Origin of the sequence: Caloramator australicus RC3, assembly GCF_000297115.1 — a bacterium.
GTDB lineage: Bacteria > Bacillota > Clostridia > Clostridiales > Caloramatoraceae > Caloramator > Caloramator australicus.
The window spans coordinates 35,993-52,406 of record NZ_CAKP01000036.1; the positions used below are offsets into that span (position 1 = coordinate 35,993).

General features: G+C 31.8%; 22 protein-coding genes. 20 read left to right on the top strand and 2 right to left on the bottom strand.

Annotated features, from left to right (window positions below):
* Window positions 1-46: 46 nt before the first annotated feature.
* Genes CAAU_RS04090 through CAAU_RS04105 form a run of 4 tightly spaced genes read left to right on the top strand, consistent with a single transcriptional unit; the run spans window position 47 to window position 2,785 of the window.
* Window positions 47-517, top strand: a complete 471-nt coding sequence (locus CAAU_RS04090; protein WP_008908164.1) for a hypothetical protein — start codon at window positions 47-49, stop codon at window positions 515-517.
* Window positions 507-803, top strand: coding sequence for a hypothetical protein (locus tag CAAU_RS04095; protein WP_008908165.1), 297 nt, complete (start codon window positions 507-509; stop codon window positions 801-803). The genes CAAU_RS04090 and CAAU_RS04095 overlap by 11 nt, the downstream gene beginning before the upstream one ends.
* The gene (locus tag CAAU_RS04100) at window positions 803-2,251 is read left to right on the top strand and encodes a phage tail sheath family protein (protein WP_008908166.1); all 1,449 of its coding nucleotides are present in this window, start codon (window positions 803-805) and stop codon (window positions 2,249-2,251) included. Before CAAU_RS04095 ends, CAAU_RS04100 begins: the two co-directional genes overlap by 1 nt.
* Before the next feature lie 12 nt (window positions 2,252-2,263).
* Window positions 2,264-2,785 carry a phage major tail tube protein gene (locus CAAU_RS04105; protein ID WP_008908167.1) on the top strand — a complete coding sequence of 174 codons (522 nt, stop codon included), beginning with the start codon at window positions 2,264-2,266 and terminating at the stop codon, window positions 2,783-2,785.
* A gap of 30 nt (window positions 2,786-2,815) precedes the next feature.
* Here CAAU_RS04105 and CAAU_RS04110 read toward each other — a convergent pair whose 3' ends face one another.
* Complete coding sequence (locus CAAU_RS04110) at window positions 2,816-3,040, bottom strand: hypothetical protein (protein ID WP_040305885.1); 225 nt, start codon at window positions 3,038-3,040, stop codon at window positions 2,816-2,818.
* A 64-nt stretch (window positions 3,041-3,104) separates the two neighbouring features.
* Here CAAU_RS04110 and CAAU_RS04115 point away from each other — a divergent pair, with 64 nt between their 5' ends.
* From CAAU_RS04115 to CAAU_RS04190, 16 genes are all read left to right on the top strand, one after another.
* A complete protein-coding gene (locus CAAU_RS04115) occupies window positions 3,105-3,398 on the top strand; it encodes a hypothetical protein (RefSeq protein ID WP_008908168.1) in 294 nt (97 codons plus the stop codon).
* Window positions 3,399-3,543: 145 nt separating this feature from the next.
* Window positions 3,544-6,135, top strand: a complete 2,592-nt coding sequence (locus tag CAAU_RS13845) for a phage tail tape measure protein (protein WP_008908169.1) — start codon at window positions 3,544-3,546, stop codon at window positions 6,133-6,135.
* Window positions 6,125-6,346 (top strand): tail protein X, encoded by a 222-nt coding sequence (locus CAAU_RS04125; protein ID WP_008908170.1) that lies wholly within the window; start codon window positions 6,125-6,127, stop codon window positions 6,344-6,346. Before CAAU_RS13845 ends, CAAU_RS04125 begins: the two co-directional genes overlap by 11 nt.
* A 2-nt stretch (window positions 6,347-6,348) precedes the next feature.
* Window positions 6,349-7,398, top strand: coding sequence for a phage late control D family protein (locus CAAU_RS04130; protein ID WP_008908171.1), 1,050 nt, complete (start codon window positions 6,349-6,351; stop codon window positions 7,396-7,398).
* Window positions 7,398-7,865 carry a phage baseplate assembly protein V gene (locus CAAU_RS04135; RefSeq protein ID WP_008908172.1) on the top strand — a complete coding sequence of 156 codons (468 nt, stop codon included), beginning with the start codon at window positions 7,398-7,400 and terminating at the stop codon, window positions 7,863-7,865. Before CAAU_RS04130 ends, CAAU_RS04135 begins: the two co-directional genes overlap by 1 nt.
* 14 nt (window positions 7,866-7,879) lie before the next feature.
* Complete coding sequence (locus CAAU_RS04140) at window positions 7,880-8,431, top strand: phage tail protein (protein ID WP_008908173.1); 552 nt, start codon at window positions 7,880-7,882, stop codon at window positions 8,429-8,431.
* Between the two features lie 10 nt (window positions 8,432-8,441).
* Window positions 8,442-8,762: a GPW/gp25 family protein gene (locus tag CAAU_RS04145; RefSeq protein WP_008908174.1), complete on the top strand. Its 321-nt coding sequence runs from the start codon at window positions 8,442-8,444 to the stop codon at window positions 8,760-8,762.
* A complete protein-coding gene (locus tag CAAU_RS04150) occupies window positions 8,746-9,873 on the top strand; it encodes a baseplate assembly protein (protein ID WP_051004378.1) in 1,128 nt (375 codons plus the stop codon). Before CAAU_RS04145 ends, CAAU_RS04150 begins: the two co-directional genes overlap by 17 nt.
* Complete coding sequence (locus CAAU_RS13850) at window positions 9,866-10,753, top strand: phage tail protein I (RefSeq protein ID WP_008908176.1); 888 nt, start codon at window positions 9,866-9,868, stop codon at window positions 10,751-10,753. The genes CAAU_RS04150 and CAAU_RS13850 overlap by 8 nt, the downstream gene beginning before the upstream one ends.
* 12 nt (window positions 10,754-10,765) lie before the next feature.
* Window positions 10,766-11,065 (top strand): hypothetical protein, encoded by a 300-nt coding sequence (locus CAAU_RS04160; protein WP_008908177.1) that lies wholly within the window; start codon window positions 10,766-10,768, stop codon window positions 11,063-11,065.
* Window positions 11,066-11,068: 3 nt separating this feature from the next.
* Complete coding sequence (locus CAAU_RS04165) at window positions 11,069-11,911, top strand: hypothetical protein (protein WP_008908178.1); 843 nt, start codon at window positions 11,069-11,071, stop codon at window positions 11,909-11,911.
* A gap of 9 nt (window positions 11,912-11,920) precedes the next feature.
* The gene (locus CAAU_RS04170; protein ID WP_008908179.1) at window positions 11,921-12,232 is read left to right on the top strand and encodes a hypothetical protein; all 312 of its coding nucleotides are present in this window, start codon (window positions 11,921-11,923) and stop codon (window positions 12,230-12,232) included.
* Between the two features lie 13 nt (window positions 12,233-12,245).
* On the top strand, window positions 12,246-13,364 hold the full coding sequence (locus tag CAAU_RS04175) for an SUMF1/EgtB/PvdO family nonheme iron enzyme (protein ID WP_008908180.1): 1,119 nt from the start codon (window positions 12,246-12,248) through the stop codon (window positions 13,362-13,364).
* 71 nt (window positions 13,365-13,435) lie between these two features.
* Complete coding sequence (gene avd, locus CAAU_RS04180) at window positions 13,436-13,780, top strand: diversity-generating retroelement protein Avd (RefSeq protein ID WP_008908181.1); 345 nt, start codon at window positions 13,436-13,438, stop codon at window positions 13,778-13,780.
* A 307-nt stretch (window positions 13,781-14,087) separates the two neighbouring features.
* Window positions 14,088-15,149, top strand: a complete 1,062-nt coding sequence (locus CAAU_RS04185) for a reverse transcriptase/maturase family protein (protein ID WP_008908182.1) — start codon at window positions 14,088-14,090, stop codon at window positions 15,147-15,149.
* A 13-nt stretch (window positions 15,150-15,162) separates the two neighbouring features.
* The gene (locus CAAU_RS04190) at window positions 15,163-15,480 is read left to right on the top strand and encodes a hypothetical protein (RefSeq protein WP_008908183.1); all 318 of its coding nucleotides are present in this window, start codon (window positions 15,163-15,165) and stop codon (window positions 15,478-15,480) included.
* 148 nt (window positions 15,481-15,628) lie between these two features.
* On the opposite strand, the gene CAAU_RS04195 is transcribed toward CAAU_RS04190, so the two are convergent.
* Window positions 15,629-16,414, bottom strand: a 786-nt coding sequence (locus CAAU_RS04195) for a transposase (protein ID WP_040305921.1), incomplete at its 5' end; no start/stop codon positions are given.

Genomic DNA, 16,414 nt, shown 5'->3' on the forward strand with positions numbered 1-16,414 from the left:
GTGCTTTTTTATATCTACTTTTAATATAAAAAGCGTAGGTGGTCTTATGGTTGCGATTGAGCTTCTTAACGAATTAAAGAAATTTATCGAGAATGTAGTAGAAGAATATGTGCTTGAAACAAATAATAGAGAAACAAAAAAAGAGCCACAAGTTGTTGTAGGTTATCTGCCAGCAAAGGGTGAAAGTGATATACCAGATTATCCTTATGTAATAATAAGGGCTATGAATGGAGTGGATAATCAAGAAAAGTCCGAGATAAAAATAAATTTAATAATTGGAACATATAGTGACGATCATGAAGGCTGGCAAGATACTTTGAACATTATCCAAAGAATAAGGCAAAGATTACTCGAACAAAGAACTTTAGCGAAGAAATTTAGATTAGAACTACCGCTTGAATGGGAGTTATTTGAAGAACAAGCTTTACCAGAATGGAACGGATTAATTAAAACTATATGGACGATTCCTCAACCACAAGAAATTATTGAAAAGGAGAGTGAATATTTTGGCAGGTAAGATTAAAACAAATGAAATTCAAACTGGCAAAAGTTCTGAAATAAAAGATAAAATAAGATATATTTATTGTGGACCAAACCTAACCAATAAAGGGCTTATTCAAAACACAATTTTTATAGGTTATCCAGAACATTTAAATGATCTTTTTGAAAAATGCCCATCAATAAAAGGTCTTATTGTGCCAGTTAATGAGTTATCTAAAGTGATGCAGAATATAAGTAAAACTGGAACATATGAAAATTTGATGTATAAAGAAGTTTTAAAATTTATCAGTGAGGTGAGATAATGTATAAACATGGTATTTATTTTAGTGAAATTCCTACTTCAATTGTTCCGCCAAGTAGGACAAGTGCTGGTCTTCCTGTCGTTGTAGGAACAGCACCAATTAACTTAGCAACAAATGGGTATAAGGTTAATGAACCAGTATTATGTTATACATATGATGAAGCGGTAGCAAATTTTGGTTTTGTGAAGGACTATGAAAACTATACGTTATGTGAATTTATAAGATCACATTTTACGCTATATTCAGTTGCACCAGTTGTTTTAATAAATGTTTTAGACCCATCAATACACAAGACAGACGTTACAAGCGAATCATTAAGTTTAATAGCAGATATCGGTCTTATAAATGCAACAGGAATTTTAAAAGAAACAGTTGTAGTTAAATCAGATGATGAAACAACAACATATCAAGAAGGAATAGATTATACACTCGCATTTAATGATGATGGTAAGCTTGTTTTAACAAGAAAAAAAGATGGAACAATACCTCAAGGCACAATTACATTAAAAGTATCATATACAAAATTAGACCCATCAAAAGTGACATCGAACGATATCATCGGTGGAATTGATATAACTACAGGAAAGGCAAAAGGTTTTGAATTAGTAAATCAGGTATTTCCTAAATTTGGCTTAGTTCCTGGTCTTTTATTAGCTCCATATTGGTCAACAAAACCAGAAGTTGCGGCTGTAATGGATGCAAAAGCTCAAAATATAAATGGACACTTTAAGGCATTAGCATTGGTTGATATACCAACAGATGTTGTAAAAAAATATAGTGATGTTCCAGCTTGGAAAAATTCTAATAATTATACAAGTAAATATCAAGTTTCGTGTTGGCCAATGATTAAATTAGGCGATGAAATATTCCACTTATCTACGCATATTGCAGGTGTTATATGTGGAACTGATGCAAATAACGAAGATATACCATATATGTCGCCATCAAACCACAATTTAAAAGCAAGTGCAGCTGTGTTAAAAGATGGAGAAGAGATATTCTTAGGTCCTGATCAGGCAGCTTATTTAAACGGCGAGGGCATAGTAACAGCTATAAATATTGCTGGTGGTTGGAAAGTATGGGGTAATAGAACTGGATGTTATCCAACTATAACTGATCCAAAAGATTCATTTATTCCAATAAGGAGAATGACGAATTGGATAGGAAATGTTTTAACACTAACATTCTGGCAAAAGATAGATTATCCAATAAACAGAAGATTGATAGAAACAATTGTGGATAGTGCAAATATTTGGTTTAATGGATTAGTTGCAAGACAATTTATATTAGGTGGCAAAGTGGTATTACTAAAAGAGGAAAATCCTGAAACAGACCTTATGGATGGAATAATTAAATTCCATGTATATTTTGCTTCACCGAGCCCTGCAAGAGAAATTGACTTTATTCTTGAATATGATGTTAAGTATCTCGAAAATTTATTTGCTTAAGGAGTGATATAAATGAATCAAGTTCCTGAGAAATTGATAAATTTTAGAGTTTATGAAGATGGAACAGATCTTGTAGGAACAGCTGATATAGAGCTTCCTGAATTAGAATATATGACTGATAAAATAAAAGGGGCAGGAATTGCTGGAGAAGTTGATAGTCCTGTATTGGGACATTTTGGGAGCATGACAGTAAAAATAAATTGGAGAACATTATCAAAACCACTTATAACATTAGCAACTCCTAAAGCTCATAATCTTGATTTTAGGGGCGCAATTCAAATATATGATGCAGGAGCTGGACAATACAAAGTAACACCAGTTAAAGTTACTGCAAAATGCACTCCTAAAAAAACAGCATTAGGCAAATTTGACGTAGGTTCATCTACAGACTCATCGAGTGAACTTGAAGCTTTATATTTAAAAGTTGATATAGATGGTAGGACAGTTGCAGAAATAGATAAACTAAACTATATATGCATTATAGATGGAGTCGATTATTTGAAAGATATAAGAACAGCACTCGGAATAGAATAAAAAATAAAAATGAGGTCAGGCTTTCTGACCTCATTCGCTTTTTTTAATAAAAAGAGTAACTATATTGTTGTAAATATGATATATAGCGCATATTACGAATGAAATAAAGAATACAGGGTAAAACAATTTTTCTGAAATTACATATGAAAAAATAGCAATTAAACCTGCTTGTAAAGCAGCAAAAATTAAGTAGAGCAAAACTTGAAAACCTAAGACAACAAAAACTATTGAATATTTGAAGAGTTTTATTAGCATAACCTCACCTCTAATAATATTGTATGATATTTTGAAAAATTTAACAATAAAGGAGATGGTTATAATGAAAAAAATATCATTATCAAAGCCTGTAAAATTAGGTGATATCGAAGTTAAGGAATTAGAGATTGATTTAAATTCTCTAACAGGTATGGATGTAATTGAAGCTGAAAATGAAATAAGAGCTATTGGGAAAGTGCCATTAGTTCATGAAATGGATAAAGCATATCTAGCAGCAATAGCTGCAAGAGCAATAAAGCCAAAACAAACGATTGACTTTTTATTAAAACTGCCTTTGAAGGATTTTACAGTTATTACAGCTCAGGTACAAGATTTTTTACTGGATATAGAAGTATAAAAGAATTTAAAAAAGATTTAATGAAAGTTACATTGATTTTTTCAATGAAGACGTCAACATCTTTAGAGTTTTGGTTATCTCGTCCTTTGTTAGAATTATTTGAATGGATGGATGAGTTCTCGAACTTGGATAAGGGATGATAAGTATGAAGATATTTGAAACGGTATATAAATTGTCAGGGAAAATAGATTCGACATTCCCTGCAATATTTGGGTCTGCTTCTAAAAACATTGAAAAACTAAATAAAAGAATAATCGAACTAAATAAGGTAAATAAAAATGCTGAAGGATATGTAAATTTAAAAAAGGAAATAAAAGAACTTGAAGACAGTTATAAATTAGCACAAAGCCAAGTTGATAAGTTTGCAGCAGAATTAAAAGAATCTGAAAATATAGTAAAGTCACTTAAAACACAATATGATTCAGCAACAAATAATTTAAAAAAGTTAGAAGAACAAATATCTAAAACAGAAAATCCCTCTAATGAACTTAAAGAGGAATTTAAACAAGCAAAAGAACAAGTTAAAACACTTGCAAAAGAGTTAAAACAAGCAGAACGACCTTTAAAGGAAATACAAAATAATTTTGAAAAAGCAAAAGATAAAGCTTCAAAATTAAAAGAGAAAATAGAACAAAAGAATACAAAACTTATTCAGCTAAGAGATTTATTAAAAAGTGCAGGTATATCAACGATAAATTTTGCAAATGATACAGCAAAATTAAATAAAGAATTGGATAGAGCGACTAAAACTCAAAAAAGGTTAATTGAATATCAAAAAAGAGCTGAAGAATTAAAAAGTAAAAGACAAAATGCACGTGCCGAGATGTTATCTGCAATAGAAACAGCTATGATATTGCAGCAACCAATAAGACAAGCAATAAAGTTTGAAAATGCAATGGCTGAAGTAAGAAAAGTTGTAGATTTTGATGCACCCGAGCAATTTAGACAGATGGGGAAAGACATAGTTGAATTATCAAAGAAAATTCCAATGACTGTAGAAGGACTCGCAGCAATCGTAGCAGCAGGAGGTCAAGCTGGAATCGCAAGAGATGAACTTGTAAAATATGCAGAAACTGCTGCAAAAATGGGAATCGCTTTCGATATATCAGCAGAAGAAGCAGGGGAAATGATGGCACAATGGCGCTCTGCATTTAAAATGAATCAAAGACAAGTAGAAGCATTAGCTGATCAGATTAATTATTTAGGCAATACAACAGCGGCATCAGCACCTAAAATTTCTGAGGTTGTAAAAAGAATAGGACCACTTGGTAGTGTAGGAGGTGCAGCAGCTGGTGAAATTGCAGCACTCGGTGCTACAATGGTTTCAACTGGTATTAGTGAAGAGATCGCTGCAACTGGAATAAAAAATCTAATTTTAAGTCTTACGGCTGGTGAAGCAGCAACAAAATCTCAACAAGCTGCATTTAAAGCTTTAGGACTTAATGCAGTAACAATGGCAAAACTGATGCAAAAAGATGCCCAAGGAGCTATTTTAACTGTTTTAAATGCAATGCAAAAACTTCCTAAACACAAACAAGCTGCTGTATTAACTGATTTGTTTGGAAAAGAAAGTGTAGGAGCTATAGCGCCATTGCTTACTAATCTTAATGCACTTAAAGATAACTTTAATAAAGTTGGAAACAGCGCTTTATATGCAGGAAGCATGCAAAGAGAATTTGAGACAAAATCAGATACAACAGAAAATAAATTAATTTTACTGAAAAATACATTAGACTCACTTTCGAATTCAATAGGATTAATACTTTTACCACAACTAAAAGCAATGGCTGATATTGCGACAAAAGGTGCAAACATAATTCAAAATTTAAGCGATAAATATCCTGGGCTAACAAGAGTAATAACTCTTGCCGGAGCTTCAGTTTTAGGTTTTGGAGTTGCTTGGAAAACACTTTCTTATGTAGGAACAATTGTTTCTGCACCTTTTATCCAGTTAAATGCCTTAATGCTTAAATATGGCTTAATATCCAAAGAAGTTACTTGGGCGACAAGAGCTCAAGCGGCTGCACAAAAGGTTTTAAATTTTGTAATGACTGCAAATCCAATATTGAAAGTGATAATGCTTTTAGCTGCGCTTGGAACAGCACTTATAGTGCTATACAAGAAAAATGAAAAGTTTAGAAACATGATAAATAGCATAGGAAATGCTTTTAAGACAGTAGCAGAAACAAGCATAAACTACTTTATTGATAAAATTAATCTTTTAATTGGACTACTCAACAAGGTTAAAGTTCCAAGCTGGGTTCCTCTTATAGGTGGAAAAGGGTTTAACATAAAACAAATATCGAAAGTTGAATTCGATGGGAAGAAAATAGGAGAAAATGCAACAGGAACAAGCAATTGGCACGGTGGCTGGACGCTAGTTGGAGAGAGAGGACCAGAATTGGTTAAGCTCCCTAAAGGCTCAGCGATATACAACTCAACTAAAACTCAAAAACTTTTACAATTAAGTCAGCAAAGAGAAATTGTTAATGGAGATTTTAGAACAATGAAAAGTTCTATAAGCAACATTACAAATTCAATTAGTAGGAATGAATCAGATAATATAGTTATAAATATCAAACAAGAATTTAACATAAACGGTAATAGCAGTATAGATACTAACACAATTAAAAATATTATACAGAAAGAGACAAAAGAGGTAATATCAAATTTGAATTTAAAGGACATGTTAAAAAGAATAAAAAATGATGAAAGGAGGCTTTCATTTGCAGACTAATGAATATGTTGATGTATATTTAACTGTTAGTGGGGATACATGGGATATTATTTCGTATAAAGTTTACGGCGATGAAAATTATGTAAAAGAATTAATGGAAGCTAATCCTTCATATATGTCTATTACTATTTTTCCATCAGGTATAGATATAATTATCCCAGATATTGAAATTAAAGATACATCTGCACAATTACCATGGAAGGAAGAATGACCATGAGTAGGCAAGCAAGATTATATATAGAATATGAGGGAGAGGATATATCAGCTGATATATCCTCTTCTATTTTAAGTTTTTCATATACAGATAATGCAAGCGGGAAAGCAGATGAGATTCAATTAAGATTAGAAGATGTAAAAGGACTATGGAAAGGTTTACTGTATCCGAAAAAAGGTTCAGCAATTAAGGCTTCAATAATAGCAGATAATTGGGATACAACTGGATATTCAGAATCATTACCATGTGGTTTGTTTGAAATCGATGAAATACAGCTTTCAGGTCCTCCAGACATAGTAGAGATAAAAGCGGTATCAATACCAATTTCATCTAATTTAAGAGGAGAGAAAAAAACAAGAGCTTGGGAAACAATTAGATTATCAAAAATTGCGAGTGAGATTGCTGCAAAATCAGGCCTTAAACTTATTTTTGACTGCGACGAAGATCCTATGTATGATCGAGTAGAACAAGTTAAACAAAATGATTTAGAATTGCTTTTTAAACTATGTACTGATGCAGGATTAGCGATTAAAGTTGCAAATAAAAAACTTATTATTTTTGATGAAGAAAAATATGAAGCAAAAAATGCAGTTAGAAAAATAATTAAAGGTGAAGCAGATTTATTAAGTTATAGCTTTTCAACAAGTAGTAGAGATGTTTATAAAAGTGCAGAAATAAATTATCACGACCCTGAAACAGGTGAAAAAATTAAAGCAAGTTTTACACCTAAAAATAGTCCTAAAGTAGGACAAACATTAAAAATAAATGAATCAAGCAATTTTGCAGAAATAAAAAAATCACCTAAAGGAGCTAAGGCAACGTTAGCTATAAAAAAGGCTAAAAAACGTTTAAGAGAAAAAAATAAAAACGAATTTAAAGTTAATTTGAGGTTAGTAGGAGATATAAAACTTTGTGCAGGTTCAGTTGTAGAAATAGAAGGTTTTGGGATATTTGATGGTAAATATTTTATTGAAACAGCTGTTCACAATCTTGATAGCAGCGGATACATAACAGAAATAGAGGTAAGGAAAACTCTGGAGGGATATTGATGATATTTAATGATGCAAATTTTGATTTTATTTTACAGAATTTAATTAGAGTTGGAATAGTATCTTCTATAAATGAAAAAGATGCAACAGCAAGAGTAATTTTTGAGGAAAACTCGATATCTTATGACCTTCCAATGTTACAGCATAATACTTTAAAAAATAAAGATTATATACTTCCTGATGTTGGAGAACAGGTTGTGTGCATATTCCTCCCTAACTCTTTACATCATGGTTTTATATTAGGATCAATATATTCCAGCAAAGATAAACCTGCAATCAAAAATAAAAACAAAAGAAACATAAAATTTAGCGATGGAACAGAGGTTGAATATGATAGGGAAAATCATATTTTAAAAATAGATTGCAAAGGCAAAGTTATAATACAAAGCGCAACTGAGGTAACAATAAATGGCAACTTAATAGTTAATGGCGATATTTTAGTTAGTGGCAATATACAAAATATTTAAGAGGATGTGTTAATATGATAGGTTTGTTAGGAACAGTTGTATTTGAAGTTTCTTCAGACTATGTAAAAACATTTGATGATTTTTCAAGAGAAACTCATGCAAGATATGCTAAACATGATGTTCTCGGAGTAAAACCAATTAAGCAGTTTTTAGGACCTGATCTTGATAAAATAAAGTTTAAAATAAAATTATCGGCCGCCTTCGGTGTAAATCCAGCACAAGAAATAAAAACTTTAAGAAGTTACATGACAAAAGGTGAGGCAGTAACTTTAGTTGTAGGTAATAAAAGTTTGGGTAAATACACAATAGAATCGATTAATGAAGCATGGACAGTAATTGATAATAAAGGAAACATAGTAACAGCAGAAATAGATATTGAATTAGAGGAATACATTACTACAATACCCAAAATCATTAGAAAAATTCAAAAGAAAAATACGAAAGTTAATATTACTAAAAAAGTTAATGCTACTAAAAAAGTAAAAAAGAAAAACGTAGTTAAAAAATCTAAAAAAGTTGTATCTAAACCTAAAGTAACTAGAATGGCAATTTTTACGCCTATTTAGGGGTGATTAGATGAACGAATATGAAATAATACCTCCTGTAAATGAAATTGATTTTGGTGCAACAGGCGTAGCAGAAATAATTCAAAATATAAAAACTCTCTTAACAACAATTAAAGGGACAGTTCCGTTTAATAGAGATATAGGAATAGAAGATTCTTTATTAGATAAAACTACTCCAGTTGCACAAACAAAATTAACTGCACAAATAATTAATATTATTGAAAATTATGAGCCAAGATGCGAAGTTGTATCTATAACTTTTGATAAGAATGAATCAGAAGGGATTTTAATTCCAAAAGTGAAGGTGAGAATAAATGATGATCATTTATGATTTACCTGAAATTGATTTTGTGGATAAAGATGTTGAAAATATACGAGAAAGTATCATAACAACTTACGAAGCTTTGGTTGGAAAAACTTTATATCCTGGTGATCCTGTAAGGATGTTTTTAGAAACAATTGCAAGTATTATAGTTCAACAAAGGATATTAATAGATATGGCAGCAAAACAAAATACTTTAAGATATGCTAAAGGTGAATTTCTTGATCATATCGGTGCATTATTAGGGGTGTTACGAAAACCAGCTACAAAAGCAACCACTATTTTAAGATTTACAATATCAGAACCAAGAGAAGAAGCGATACCAATTCCAATTGGGACAAGAGTTACTACCAATGATTATGATAGTAAAATATATTTTCAAACAACAGAATATAAAGAAATTAATCCAGGTGAATTGTATGTAGATGTAAATGCTGAATGCACAGTAGAAGGTGAAATAGGAAATGGATATATAATAGGTCAAATAAATCAAATTGTAGATCCATTCCCTTATTTTGAATCGGTAACAAATATTACAGAATCATCTGGTGGAGTAGACGAAGAAGATGATGAATCATTTAGACAAAGGATATATGAAGCTCCAGAATCATTTTCAACTGCAGGACCAGAAGGAGCATATATAAGTTTAGCAAAACAAGCATCGCCTTTAATTTGTGATGTGACAGTGAGGTCACCTTCGCCAGGAGTTGTAGAAATAACGCCTTTAACTTATTCTGGAGAAGTTACTCAAGAAATAATAGATTTAGTTAATGCAGTATGCAGTTCTAAAGATGCAAGACCTCTTACGGATAATGTAGTTGTAAGAGCTCCTGAGAAAATTTTTTATGATATAAATTTAACTTATTATATCTCGCAAGAAAATGAAACACTACAAAACAGCATAAATGATGCAGTTAACAAAGCTATAAATGAATATATGGACTGGCAAAAGAGTAAACTTGGAAGAAATATAAACCCTTCAGAGTTAATAAAAAGAGTAATGCAAGCAGGTGCAAGTAGAGTTGTGTTAAATGAACCAGTTTTTCAACAACTTGAATTGTATCAAGTTGCAGTAGCAAATTCGGTAAGCATCAGTTTTGGTGGTGTTGAAGATGAATGATATATACAACATTAGTATATTAGACATTTTACCATCAAATTTAAAAACTGATTCTAAAATTGTTGCAGCGGCAAAAGCAATAGATATAGAATTACAAAAAACATCAGATCAAATAAAAGAAGCAATTTTGCTGGCAAGAATTGATGAGTTGAGTGAAGAAAAACTCGACTTACTTGCTTGGCAATTTCATGTTGATTATTATGACAAACAATTAGACATTGAAAGAAAAAGAACAATGATAAAAAAATCAATAGAATGGCACATAAAAAAAGGAACTGTGAGTTCAATTGAAGAATTGATTGCAACGACATTTGGTAATAAAGCAGAAATAAGTGAATGGTTTCAATATAATGGTCAACCATATACTTTTAAGGTAACTATAACAAATTTAGTGGTATACGATAATTTAGTTCGAAAATTTTTAAAAGCATTGTATTCAATAAAAAATGTAAGAAGCCACTTAGAAGCATTAAACATAGAAATGGAGCTTAGTAAGCCAACTGATTTTATTCCTATTATTGAAGCTATAAATTTAGCTGAACAAAGTTATCCTGATATTGAATATAAAATAATTGGAGCTATTAATAATAAAGTTAATTTACAGTGTGAAAATAAAACATACAAATTTAGCTATTTGCTATGCAATATGCCATTATGCGGAACAAAACCAGACTTAGCTAAAATAGGGAGAACTATTCAGTCTATTTTACAGATGCCTACCACAGCAGCAAATTATTATTTTAATTATGAGTTATGCGGAACAAAATATGGAATTTCAACAATAGGACTAACACACATAGATAACTTAAAGTTTGACATGGATAGTAATGTTTATAGTTTCACTTATGAGCCATGTGGAACTAAATATTGCCAAGCATAAGGAGGTGACAATGTGCTTACATCAAATGCTTTGCAAAAGTTAAAAGATTTTATTAGAGATAATGTATCATATGGCAAATATAGAATTGGAACAACCTATTATCAAGTTCCGATTCATAATATTGAAATTGTTGATGACAAAGTAAATATTTACTTGCTACTCGACAATACAATTACAGGAACAGTAACAATTAATCAATTCCAGCTTTATGATAAAGATAATAATTTATTCGCAGAAAAAACAGAAAGTATAACTAAAAATGATACTCAAGGTATATTAGTTAAGTTTTCTATCACAGTTCAGGAGGTGTAATAAATGTCGATAACACCAGGTCAGTATGAAAAAATACAATGGTATGATCATGTAGTTGACCAAAATGGGAATGTAATTCAGCAAGGAACACCACTTAGTGCAACAAATTTAAACCGCATGGAAGAAGGAATAGATATTGGAGATAATGTTGTTGGATTATTAGTAGTAGAAGTATTAACAAAGCTAAATGCAGTAAATAAAGAACTTGAAAAATGGAGAAAGCAAAGATTACAGCAGGGAACAGTAACTATTTATAATAAATTTGTAATAAATGGTTGTGTTATATCCAAAATGCCTAACAGTAGATATATACAAATCACAAAAACAGGAACCTATACACAAGGAGAGGTCTCATTAATTTTTGCAGGAAAAGTTCATATGATACCTGATGAACAACAGGTGGCATTAATCCCAACCAATCCAACTGGATCAAGCATAACATATTATGCTTATTTACAATACGATAGTTCTGCAGGAAGGTATAAAGTATATGTAGGGCAAACAGTCCCAGCAGACGCATTAAAACTTTATAGAATTGTTGTTCCGGCGAATGATCAAGGCTCGGATTTAACTTTTGTAACTTTGTATGATGAAAGAAGGATAGAAACAGGATATCCTTTTTATTTTTCTTCGGATCCTTATTCAGTTGTTACATTAACAGGTTTTCCAATGCTTGATAGTCCAGATTATGACGTTCATCTTACAGTAGAATCGGCAAGTGACTTAGATAGGGTCGGAAGAGTTGAAGTTTATGATAAGACTGCAAATTCTTTTAAAATTAAATATTCAGGACTTGCTGATAATGTTACTATAAGATGGACAATAATTAATCCAGATATAGCGTGAGGTGATAATATGCAGATAGTTCATATGAATGATGGGCCTAAAATAGATTATCAGTTAGAAAACAATATTCTTAGAATTGCTGATATTGAAATCAACTTGCAAGAAAGACAAAGAGATACAGAAACTGTAATCAATATTTCCAAAAATGATGTAATACATGAGGGGATTGGATATTGGCTACTTGCAACAGTTGTTTTACCACCTAAAAAATATACAATAATCGAGGAAGAGGAAATTGATGGCGAAGAAATAAAAACAAGAATAGAAGCTTTACCTTTGGATACAGAGATGGTAAAGCTTTATTTATTTTCTATAGAATAAGGGAGGGACTTTTATGGCATTTACATTTTCAATTAAGGACACTTATAGAGCTGCAGTTGAGGCAGCAACAGGAGGGAAAAACACGGTTCTTTATGATGATAAAGGGAATCCATCCATAATGGTAGTTATACCAAAGTTTAAAATCAAAGATGTTATAGATGGCTATGCAGGAGATGAATATCACCCAGCGTTTATAAAAAATGGAGTTGTTAAAGATTATATTTTTATAAGCAAATATCAAAACATAGTATACGATGGCAGAGCATATAGCTTACCTATGCAAGACCCAAAGACATATATAACTTTTGATCAAGCATTGAGTTCTTGTTATGCCAAAGGTGATGGCTGGCACCTCATGACTAATGCTGAGTGGGCAGCAATTGCGCTTTGGTGTAAGAAAAATGGTTTTATGCCAAGGGGTAATAATAACTATGGCTCAGACATTTCAGCAGCTCATGAAAAAGGAAAAGAAACATATTTTGATAGTGGAGCAGGCAAAACAGGAAGAGTTGCAACTGGGAGCGGACCTGCAAGTTGGGCACACGATAATACAAATGAAGGCATCTTTGACCTTAACGGAAACGTATGGGAGTGGGTAGCAGGCTTAAGGCTAAAAAATGGCGAAATACAAATAATTAAAGACAATGATGCAGCTATACTGAATGCGGACCATACAGATACATCTGCATTGTGGAAAGCTATATTACAAGATGGTTCATTGGTTGCTCCGGGTACTGCTGACACATTAAAATTTGATAATACAACAGCAGGAAGTACAAATACTACACCTGCCGATATTGGTGGGGATCCGCAATTAAATAAAACTATAAACAATATAATGTATACTTCTGGTGGGCAAGTAGATTATGGATATTCTCAATGTAATTTTGAAAGTTTAACCGCAGCATCAGGGGTAACAGCTCCTACTTTATTAAAAGCATTAGGACTATTCCCAATTGACGCATCACACGGCGGAGATATATTCATTGTTCGTAACTATGGTGAAAGATTCCCTCTTCGTGGGGCCCACTGGCTCGACGGTGCAAGTGCTGGGGTGTTCGCTTTGGCCTTGAACCTCCCTCGTTCGCATGCCAGCGGCAACTTTGGTTTCCGCTCCGCTTATTGTTTATAATCTGGAATCTGAAATACTGTAATCTGAATTAGCCTGCGAAAGCAGGCTATAATTTTCAAAAAGGTGATTATATGCAACAAGATTTTAAGTTATTGCAGAAAACATACGACATGATACTTTACGGGAATATATGCCTGCAACAATTTCCTAAACATGAGAAACACGTTCTTGCAGCAGACATAAGAAAATCAATGTATAAATTGCTTGAATTAATAGTTAGAGCAAATAAAAAATACTACAAGAAGACAACATTAGAGGAAATTGATATAGAGATTGATGTTTTAAGAAATTTAATAAGACTATCAGCAGATTCGCAACTTAGATATTTGCCTATTAAAAAATATGAAAATTGGTCCAAGATGTTAAATGAAATCGGAAAAATGCTAGGCGGATGGATAAAGAGAACAAATAATTAATCAATTTATATTAAAAGGGAATGAGCCGTTATTCCCTCTTCGTGGGGCCAACTGGAACAACGGTGCAAGTGCTGGGGTGTTCGCTTTGAACTTGAACAACCCTCGTTCGAATGCCAACAGCAACATTGGTTTCCGCTCCGCTCTATATCATAGCCAGAAGGCGAACACCCCAAGGGGTGTCGTTCAGTGCATGATTTAAAGGGGCTCATTCCCTTGCCGAAAGGCAAAAAATTGAATTACTGCAAAGGCAGCTAGTAGCAATTGCGAAAGATGTCACGTGCAGCATATTATGACAACGAGGTGAGACATGAAAAGATATAATAATTTATATGAAAAAATTTATGATTTTGAAAACCTTTATGAAGCTTACAAAGAAGCAAGAAGGTGTAAAAGATATAGAGAAGAAGTATTGAAGTTTAGTTCAAATTTAGAAGAAAATTTAATTCAAATACAAAATGAGTTAATATGGAAAATGTATAAGGTAGGAAGATATAGAGAATTTTATGTTTATGAACCAAAGAAAAGGCTTATAATGGCCCTACCTTTTAAGGACAGAGTAGTTCAATGGGCGATATATAGGGTGTTAAACCCAATATATAATAAGACCTTTATTGAACACTCTTATGCTTGTAGAATTGGGAAAGGAACACACAAAGCAGCTCAAAAACTTCAATATTGGCTAAGAAAAGTTTCAAGAAAACCAGGAAAATGGTATTACTTAAAACTTGATATATCTAAATATTTTTACAGAATAGACCATGAGGTTTTAACAAAAATCCTCAGAAGAAAAATAAAGGATAAAAATCTGATTTGGTTGTTGGAACTCATAATTAAAAGTGAAGATACTAAGTTTGGTTTGCCTTTAAATGGTGAACCGGGCGAAAGCGAAAGAATTGGGGGAAAAGGAATACCAATAGGTAATCTGACAAGCCAACTATTTGCAAATATATACTTAAATGAACTAGACCAATTTGTAAAGCATGTTCTAAAAGTTAAGTATTATATGCGTTATATGGATGATGTTATAGTTTTAAGTAATAATAAAAAACATTTGCATTATTTAAAAGCAGAAATAGAAAATTATCTTAATAATGAATTAAAATTACATTTAAACAATAAAACTGCTATAAGGCCTATAACACTGGGAATAGAATTTGTTGGTTATAAATTATGGCCAACCCACGTTAAGCTTAAAAAGAAAACTTCACTTAAAATAAAACGAAGACTTAAATATTTGAAAAAAGCTTTTAAAAGAAAAGGAATAAGCTTTAGCATAATAAACTCAACTGTTCAGTCATACATGGGACTTTTGAAACATTGCAATAGTTATGGTTTGAGAAAGAAAATATTTGACGATTTTGTTTTGTAATCGGAGGTGCAATATGAATGACTGCAAGAATTGTGTATATATAGATACACTTTCAAAGAGAGTTGCTGAACTTGAAAAAGATGTAGAACGAGTAAAGCAAGATATAATTGAAATAAAAGAAATAAACGCAGAAAACAGAGCAAATTTCAAAAGAATATTTGATGAAATTGCACAAATAAGGAGAGCGGTAGAGAAAATAGCAGAAAAGATAGACGAGATAGAAAAAAGACCAGCAAAAAATTGGGATGTTATTGTAGCTGCATTACTTTCAAGTGCGGCTGCTTTCTTTTTATCTCAAATTCTAGAGATGAGCATAATTGATAAAAAATAAAATAATTAATGTCAAATAGTTCCAATTTTTAAGAATGGCAGCTTAAATACTTTAAATTAAAGTTAAATTAAGAACAAAAGAGCTCCAAAAAGGGTAGACTACCCCCTTGGTAAAATTTGCTGATTTAAAAATTAATTTAAAAGCTTGTTTAAGCCATTCTTCTAAATCCCGATAGAGATTTAAATTTATCAACACAGCCAGATTTTATGGCAGCAATTGCAACAGTTAAAAGACAAATATGTCCGATTGTATTTAGATTAGTAACAGAGTTAATATTTCTAACATAAGCTTGCTCAGTATTGAGATTTTTCCATCTAGAATTGTATCTTTCTGATTCAGTTCTTAGGCTATATAATTTTTTAAAAAATATAGAATCACGATTTATAGAGGACCTATAATCAGTCCCAATGGTTATGTATTTTACACAGCCTCTGTTTTTCTTACCATTAAAGTATTTATCATGCTTACAAGGACATAAAGAGTCATCCTTGGAAGTTCTAAAAGGACAGCAAAATTTTTGCTTAATATATGAATCAAAATATTGTTTACCATCTTTATGCATAGGTAAGCCGGCATCGCAAATGACATTACCTTTTGATGTTAAATTATGTTTCTTAGTGCCACGCTTATTTAAGGCAATGAAGGCATGACCTTTAAGGGTATAACGAATGAAATCATGATTTTGCTTTGAATCATAACCTTTATCAGCAATGATGTAACTGCCTTCAAGAGGAAACCATTCATTAGTAGAAGCAAGGATTTCAGTAAGATTAGAAACCTCATTAACATCAGCGGTGGTAGTAAACTCAGCAATAGGAAGACCAGAAATAGCATCGCAAATGACATGATTTTTGTAACCCCAATAGAACTCATAGTTTTTCTTAGAGTTTACGGTTTTATCTTCAGAAAGATGAAGATTCATGGAGTTATTAGC